The organism is Oligoflexus sp. (genome assembly GCF_035638955.1).
Classification (GTDB): domain Bacteria; phylum Bdellovibrionota_B; class Oligoflexia; order Oligoflexales; family Oligoflexaceae; genus Oligoflexus.
Genome location: NZ_DASQYZ010000256.1, coordinates 1 through 7,337, shown reverse-complemented (window position 1 = coordinate 7,337; position 7,337 = coordinate 1). Strand labels below are relative to the sequence as shown.

Sequence of the window (7,337 nt, the reverse complement as noted above, 5' to 3'; positions counted from 1 at the left end):
CGACAGCGAAAACGATTGCCGGCATTGAGATGATGGCCATGATCCAAAAAGGTCAGATTGATATCCAGGGCTCCACTCCATTCGAGCAGTTCTACGCTCTTGCAGGATAACTGCGTCCGGGGGTGATGCCCTCGAAACCTTACTTCACCCTTTGAAAGTTTTGCGACAGAGCCTCATCAAGACGTCGCCGCATCTTCAAAAATGCTGGTGTCCAGTTTGAGACCATCCCGGTCCTGATGCTCACCTATATGCCGTCCCTGGCCCTTGAGACAAATTCTATAGGTTCCTCGTCGACGAGCCGGTCAAAGGCAAAGCGGAGGACCTTGCCTCAAAGCATCTTGAAAAGTTTGAGCAAAGCCTTGCGCAGATTGAAATGGATCTTGCGCCTGTCATCAGCATGCGCCGCCTTATGAGCGAGGAAGTCACGGATGAGGGCGGCAAGGCGGTGGTCTACGACGAAATCCTTCAGTATCTGAACTACATGGTGACAGGGAATGACCACCCGGTCAGGCTTCCCGCCTGCCCAATGTATATCGATGCCATCCTCGGCTGGCAGGATTTTATCGGGGGCCTTCGTCCGAGGGTTGCGCACTAGCATATCAGTAAAACCAGCCAAACCCTTGAGTCACAATTTTTTCAACAGGCACTCAGAGTTTGCAAATGCAACACAGCCTCAGGATGAGACAGGCGTTCTCCTTGATGATTACACCATTTGCAACCCAAACCCTTGAGTCACAACTTTTTCAACAGGCACTCAGAGTTTGTAAACGCAACAAAGCCTCAGGATGAGCCAGGCGTTCTCCTTGATGATTACACCATTTGCAACCATCCTGCATTTTGGATCGCAAATACAAACGTGTTCATGTATCCCAATAGCAGACCTTGTCGTTATGTTCGGATAAAAGTCGATTCCTTCGGTAAAGCAATGATTTGCCGAAGGGGCCTTGTGACTCTTCAAGGAAATGAAAATCGCAAGTTGACCGCTGGTTACGACGCTTGATGGAGTTGATCCTTTTTTTGAGACAATTACGCCTTTTGATTGCACTGACTTCTTACTCACCTCGCCGTCGGAGTTTTCAACGACGTTAAAAGGAGATTTTGTCCATGATGCGGATTAGACTTCCCCTGCTGATACTTGGCGCACTGGTCGGCGCTTCAGCATGCTCACCCGACCACAAGTCTAAAAGGCCACGAGGGCCCTTGCACACACCCAGCCTTGGTGAAAAGACAGCTGCTCGTTTTGGTGTGACGATCGCTTCTTCAGATAAGCACGGCACGCCCAGGCTCGTTCGTGCGATCGTGCCAAGGAAAGCGGCACAAGGCGCCACGCCCGACCAGGCGGCGCGCGAGCACCTCGCCACTCTTGCACCACTTTGGATGAGCGGCGGGCAGCAGGCGGATCTTATCAGTGGAGGAGTTCAAAAACTGCAGGGAGGATCCGCCGTCGTAACTCTCCGCCAGCGGGTCAATCAGATCGACGTGCACCAAGGCGATGTGCGCGTCATGCTCCACTCGGATGGTCAACTATCGGCAATCTCGGGAACTCTCCTCTCGTCATCCGAAAACGAAGGGCGAGATTCCTTTCGAATGACGGCCCGTGACGCCCTGAATCGAGCACTCGATGAGGTATACGGCCAAACTCGGGCCCGACCGGGGATAAGTAATATTGAAACGAAGGAAGGCTATCAGCACCTTGCGGTCGTGGCAACGCCTGAGTTCCACGTGCAGCAGGCTCGCGCGAAGGCAGAGTGGTTGGCCCAGGACGGCGAACTCATCCCCGCCTGGGTGGTTGAGGTGATCTCAGACAAAAAAGGCAAAATCGCTGCATGGCGCTTCCTCGTGAGCGATGCAGATGGACAGCTTTTACGCAAAATCGACCTCATACACAAAGATGGATTCCTTTATCGGGTCTTTGCCGAATCAACAGGGAACCGTCGACCCTTTGATGGTCCCATGCAGAGCTTCACACCCCATCCAACGGGAATGCCCGACGGTTCACTGCCAGGGTTGGTAAGCTCCAACCTCGTGGCAATGGATTCGTTCAACGCAAACCGTGACCCATGGCTTCCGTCTGACGCAACAAATGCGACAGGAAACAATGTCGAAGCCTTCGCTGATATCCGGCCGCCGGTTGGCTTCAGCGAAGGGGATATTCGCGCGGAAGTCCGGAGCGGTCGCATTCTCAACTATCTCTACGACCTCACGCAGGAGCCTCTCCAGAATCCCAACCAGTCGAAGGCTGCCATCACCAATGCTTTTTTTGTGACCAACTGGCTTCATGATTGGTATTACGACTCGGGTTTTACGGAGAAAACAGGAAATGCTCAGGCTGACAATTATGGTCGAGGTGGGATCGGCGGCGATCGCCTTGTTGTTCATGTTCAGGCAGGAGCGACGGACGGCGCGCGTGATAATGCTTATATAACCACCCCTCTTGATGGCCTGTCGCCACAACTTTTTCTATTCCTCTACGGTTCGGCAGTGCAGGCTGACGTGACCTGGTTGGGCGGAACTCTTAAAGCCGAATATTTTACCCTCGGACCACGCAACTTCGAAATCACCGGTGCCCTTTCCCTCGTCGATGATGGAGTTGAGAAGGCTGGGGATGGCTGTGAACCCATAGTCAACGACGTGAAGGGGAGGATTGCGATTGTCGACTTTGATGAAAGATGCGCCAGTGAACTTCCTCTGGAGAATGCACTCAAAGCGGGCGCCCTTGGCGTCATCTTCGTTATGGAACAGACATTTAGGCTTCAGGGGGGTAACCAGGAGATTCCGGGGCTTATGATCGCCAAAGCCGACAGCGAGGGACTCATCAACGCCCTTGCGCATGGTGCTGTCCGGGCTACCCTGCGCCGGTCGAGCTCAAGTCCAGAACGCGACACCGCTCTGGACAACACGATCGTGGCCCACGAATGGGGCCATTACCTGCATACCCGGCTTACATCCTGCGAAGATTATCAGTGCCGGGCGATGAGTGAAGGCTGGGGTGACTTCGTCGCGCTGCACATGATGCTGCGCGATGAAGACGATCGCATGGGAACCTTCGCTTTAAACACGTATGCCATGTCGGGGCAGGGCATGGTCCAGGAGGGCTACCAGGACCCAGGATATTTTGGAATTCGACGATTTCCCTATAGCATTGATCGCCAGAAAAATGCTTTAAGCTTTCGCCACATCGAGGATGGCAATCCTTTGCCGGAGGGCCCTGTCAATTCCGGCGCCAACGCCTACCAAAATTCTGAAATTCACAATGCGGGCGAAGTTTGGGCGACCATGCTATGGGAGGCCTATCATGCGCTGATTGATGCTCACGGCGTGGAAGACAGTCGTCGCCGGATGACAGATTACGTGGTGGCCGGTTTGTTGCTGACCCCACCCAACGCCACGTACACGGAAGGCCGCGATGCAATTCTTGCCGCCACCGCCGCTATCGATCGCGACGACATGCTTCTGATCGCCGCCGCTTTTGCGGCACGTGGCGCGGGAACCTGTGCTGTATCACCGCTGCGTGACTTCAAAAGACCCAGAGGCGTCGTGGAGAGCACGACTGTATCAGGCAGACTTGAAGCGAGCGATCCCACTCTTCGGGTTGATGGCACATCATGTGACAAGGACAGTTACCTGGATCCGGGTGAGTCGGGCACGCTTCGCGTAACACTTGTTAACAGCGGTGTACTCAGCGTGGAAGGAATCACGGTGACTCCGACCACGACGACACCTGGAATCACTTTCGGAAAACCTTTCCAGCTTCCGGCCCTTGCCGCCTTCGGAACAGCGGAGGTCGAAATCCCGGTTGTGGCCTCCGCATCGATGCCGGTTGGCGAATTACTCAGGATTGCCATCGAAGTCACCGGTGACGCGGGCTGTGCGACAAATGCCTTGCAGCTCGTCCTGGAGCAGCGGATAGGTCAGGACGAAGCTCCGAACGCGTCGCGGACAGATGATGTCGAGGCAGAGATCACGCCCTGGACGGTGACGGGGGTGGACGCTGAGAAACGCTGGTCCCGTGTGGGGAATCAGGTTGGCAAGCACTCCTGGTTTGGCCGGGATGCAATAGTCGCAGGTGACACCCAGCTTGTATCGCCGGTCCTGAACGCAAGTGCAAATGAAGCCCTCATCGTCACCGTCTCACACCGCTTCGATTTCAAAACCAAAGTCTATCCTCCCAAACTGGATGGCAGCGAAAATCTGGATTTCATGGATGGCGGCCTGATCGAGCTGTCAACGGACGATGGTGCAAGCTGGAGCGATGGCCTGCAGCTCGGTGCGACGACCCAATACACCGGGGATTTGAAAAGCGGGACCGACAACCCGATTGCAGGCCGCAAGACCTATGCACGCAGGAACCCGTCATTCCCCAACCGCGACGAGGTCACCCTCAACTTTGGAACCCAGTTCGCCGGAAAGGCCGTGCGCCTTCGGTTTCGAATCGGTACCGATTCGACAAAAGACGCCGCTTCCCCCGGGACGGGTTGGGACATCGATGACATTCGTGTCAGCGGAATTGACAACACTCCTTTTCCGGCGATTGTTCCCGAGACGTCCATCTGCACCGGTCTTGAAGTTGCGCAGACAAGAGCGAATGTAACAGTCCATAAGGCGCCTAAACGTACTCCGGGTTCAAACACGCTCCGTTGAAATATACCAGCGACCGCTTGAAAGTTAGGCGGAACCAAACCGGCTGTCTAGTCAAAGCAGCCGGCTTTCATCGCCGGCAAGCTCTATCCAACAGATCCCCTTTTGCAGATTCGGGATTGAGACTATGACGACGGCATTTCATCAACTGCTGCGCATGAGCGTTTAGACCTAATACACTGTTCTCGCTAGGGTTTTGAACTCGTAACTGCCATGAGGAATGATATGTTCGTGCATGATTGGCGATATCCGAGGCAGGTGTTTGTCGACGAGATCTCGCTGGTCTTTACTCCTGGCTCGCGGCCACCTTTCATGAATCATTCTCGGACCCTTTGACCCTTTGACCCTTTGTCTTTCCCTTTTGTCTCGAAGCCATGTCGCTACCTTTCGCAAGCTGCTCGTATGCCTGCGCAGAATAGCGGTGTAGCAAGGGGAACGCGACCTTCGGTCCGGCTCAAACTTCGTGAAATTGGGTGGCTCAGTTAGCCTGAAAGAGGGTGGCTCAGTTCAGGTGAAATCCTGCAGCCATGAGTGCAGCACTTGCTGCCTTGCTGGATGATCTGGCATTGCTTGGCTATAAGCCCATAGCAGGGGTTTATCCGAACGTTACGCCGATTGTTACATTTCAATCGGTTCAAAAGGTGCATCTCGCGTATGACGATACCCAGTATATCCCCGTGTCGGTTGATCAGGCTACCTTTGCCGAACCCTTCCCATCCCTGTAATTGCCAAGCCTTTGGAGTTTGGATTTTGGCTGGGCACATATCGATTCGGCGATCTGAACGAAGCCCTGGGCTCCACACATCATGCACAGGCTGCACTGTTGAGAAGAAAAGAGAGGGAATATCTTTTTCCGCGTGAGCCTCTGACGTCAGCACTCGCCTCGAATTGACCGGCCAGGGAAAAGGCCATCCCTTCCATATCAGATTGCATTAAAAAGCCTCCCAAAGAGGAGGATTACATCTCCCAGGAGTCCTATTTTAGTCAATAATATTGATGGTTTGATTAATTATTAAGCATTCATTCCGGGGCCCTGCGAAAGCGCGAAGACGGGCGCGCTCTGCGCCTGGGTGTCGCCGTGCAGAATATCCGGCTGGATATCCGAACGGTCTTGAAGCAGACCGTCGAGGCACCAGAGATTTTTTGCAACACAACCTTTTAAAAGGTCCAGCCGATTTTGACATTGGGGGCCACATCAAATCCGTGAGCTTTATGCACTCTACCGTTCGATAGAATCTTCTCATCGTTTTCGAGACTGGTTGCTATCGTCGGCCAGTAGCGAAGAGCAGAAACAACTGTGAAGCCTGAATCTTCGAAGGGTTTCCAATTGTAGTAGAGCCCAACGCCCAGCGTCTGCGTGCGATAGGAAAATTCCGCCACTGTTGGTGATGAGACCTCAAATTCGTGCACTTTATATTCCAAAGCAGCGTGAAAGAGATCAGTGAATCGATAGCCGATCCCGCCACCTGTTGAAAAAGGTGTGAGTATATCGAGGTCCTGCTTTTTCTCTTCTTCAGTAAGCGCATCCTTGAAATTTGAAATATTCAGGTTCCAGCCATGGGAATATTCGAAGACCAAGTTTTCAGTCAAATAATTTAGCTCCACATTGTAGCCATTGAAGAGAATTGGCTGCCCCAACCCGAAAAGAATAGCGGTTTCATTGGCCAGGGCTAACGGAGCAAACAGGATCATCGGAATAACAATTTGCAGTTGAACATGGAATTGCTTGAATTTCATAAATTGTCCTCTTAAGTGAAAGTCCGGTCTCGTGCTGCATTCATGAATTCCATGATTACAGGTTTATGGCTTTTCGATGTCGATAGATCTGGATAGAAATTATGATTATCCAAACCTGGAAGCCGGCACCTGTCACAGTCAGAAACCAACCTGGCAAAGAGATGCCGAGGAGCCTGACGCTCCCAAGGGCCGTAACCGTTCCCAAAAGCGTGGAAAGAAACGCCAAATACTTCATACCTTGGTAGCGGGATCGAAGCTGCGTCCCTACCAAAACTGTCCAGGTGCCCATGCAGAGCATCACTCCCAGAACTTCGCCAACCGTTCCAAGGTACATATTGGTCACTTTAAAAAGCAGAGTGACCGACTCCATGTGTGTGGCATCTGAATTGAGTCCTGCGAGAAAGGGTTGAATTGTCAACCATCGCAGTATGCCAAGAATTTTGAAAATAACTCCAGCCAGACCAAGGAAAGTTGCAATGCGTAGTGTTGGATTTTTCGCAATATCAAGGACACTATGAAGAAGCATGGCAATTGGAATAAAAAAGACAGTGGATATCAAATAGCATAGGTACCCCAGCCGCACTTCCCCTGGATGATCGCGGATCAGCTGCATCAATTCCGCTGAGGGTGAGCTCAAGCTCTGTGGCCATTGAGTGCTCGAGGAAAGAATGAATACGGCTGTGAACATAAAAACAGCTTGGAGCAATACGAAGATTAATAGAGGGTACTCAGCGTTAGCACTCTGTTCGATAGTATGGTCCATATCAAATAATTTTAGGGATTTAGATCTCATTTTCATTTCCCTTTCGCCCTTGTTACCTGAACCATTGATTTACGTGAATTGCATCCTGGTGCGCCGAACGTGTCCTGCAAAACACTATCGAGTGGAACTGGATTTTTGGAAATGGCAATGCTAGCATGGAGTCTATGCAAGAATGCATGGACATATCAGCCAGAGACCT

Annotated in this window: 5 protein-coding genes and 1 pseudogene; 3 read left to right on the top strand and 3 right to left on the bottom strand. The window is 52.3% G+C overall.

The features are described from left to right. The first annotated feature begins 373 nt into the window (after positions 1–373). The 3 genes from VE954_RS24145 to VE954_RS24135 all read left to right on the top strand — a co-directional run bounded on the left by VE954_RS24145 (position 374) and on the right by VE954_RS24135 (position 5,363). Positions 374–595 (top strand): hypothetical protein, encoded by a 222-nt coding sequence (locus tag VE954_RS24145; protein WP_324957627.1) that lies wholly within the window; start codon positions 374–376, stop codon positions 593–595. A 509-nt stretch (positions 596–1,104) separates the two neighbouring features. Further along, on the top strand, positions 1,105–4,641 hold the full coding sequence (locus tag VE954_RS24140) for a M36 family metallopeptidase (protein ID WP_324957625.1): 3,537 nt from the start codon (positions 1,105–1,107) through the stop codon (positions 4,639–4,641). Positions 4,642–5,165: 524 nt separating this feature from the next. After that, a complete protein-coding gene (locus VE954_RS24135) occupies positions 5,166–5,363 on the top strand; it encodes a hypothetical protein (RefSeq protein ID WP_324957623.1) in 198 nt (65 codons plus the stop codon). Positions 5,364–5,656: 293 nt separating this feature from the next. Here the strand turns inward: VE954_RS24135 and VE954_RS44390 are convergent. The 3 genes and pseudogenes from VE954_RS44390 to VE954_RS24125 all read right to left on the bottom strand — a co-directional run. Beyond that, a pseudogene (locus tag VE954_RS44390) lies at positions 5,657–5,776 on the bottom strand (Tn3 family transposase); the annotation flags it as partial. A gap of 20 nt (positions 5,777–5,796) precedes the next feature. Continuing rightward, positions 5,797–6,375, bottom strand: a complete 579-nt coding sequence (locus VE954_RS24130; RefSeq protein ID WP_324957621.1) for a hypothetical protein — start codon at positions 6,373–6,375, stop codon at positions 5,797–5,799. A 55-nt stretch (positions 6,376–6,430) separates the two neighbouring features. After that, positions 6,431–7,168 carry a DUF4386 family protein gene (locus VE954_RS24125; protein ID WP_324957619.1) on the bottom strand — a complete coding sequence of 246 codons (738 nt, stop codon included), beginning with the start codon at positions 7,166–7,168 and terminating at the stop codon, positions 6,431–6,433. Between the last annotated feature and the right edge of the window lie 169 nt (positions 7,169–7,337).

Excerpts from the sequence above, each read along its gene's own strand:
- VE954_RS24145 (WP_324957627.1), top strand. The coding sequence starts at position 374 with ATGGATCTTGCGCCTGTCATCAGCATGCGCCGCCTTATGAGCGAGGAA.
- VE954_RS24140 (WP_324957625.1), top strand. The coding sequence starts at position 1,105 with ATGATGCGGATTAGACTTCCCCTGCTGATACTTGGCGCACTGGTCGGC.
- VE954_RS24135 (WP_324957623.1), top strand. The coding sequence starts at position 5,166 with ATGAGTGCAGCACTTGCTGCCTTGCTGGATGATCTGGCATTGCTTGGC.
- VE954_RS24130 (WP_324957621.1), bottom strand. The coding sequence starts at position 6,375 with ATGAAATTCAAGCAATTCCATGTTCAACTGCAAATTGTTATTCCGATG.
- VE954_RS24125 (WP_324957619.1), bottom strand. The coding sequence starts at position 7,168 with ATGAGATCTAAATCCCTAAAATTATTTGATATGGACCATACTATCGAA.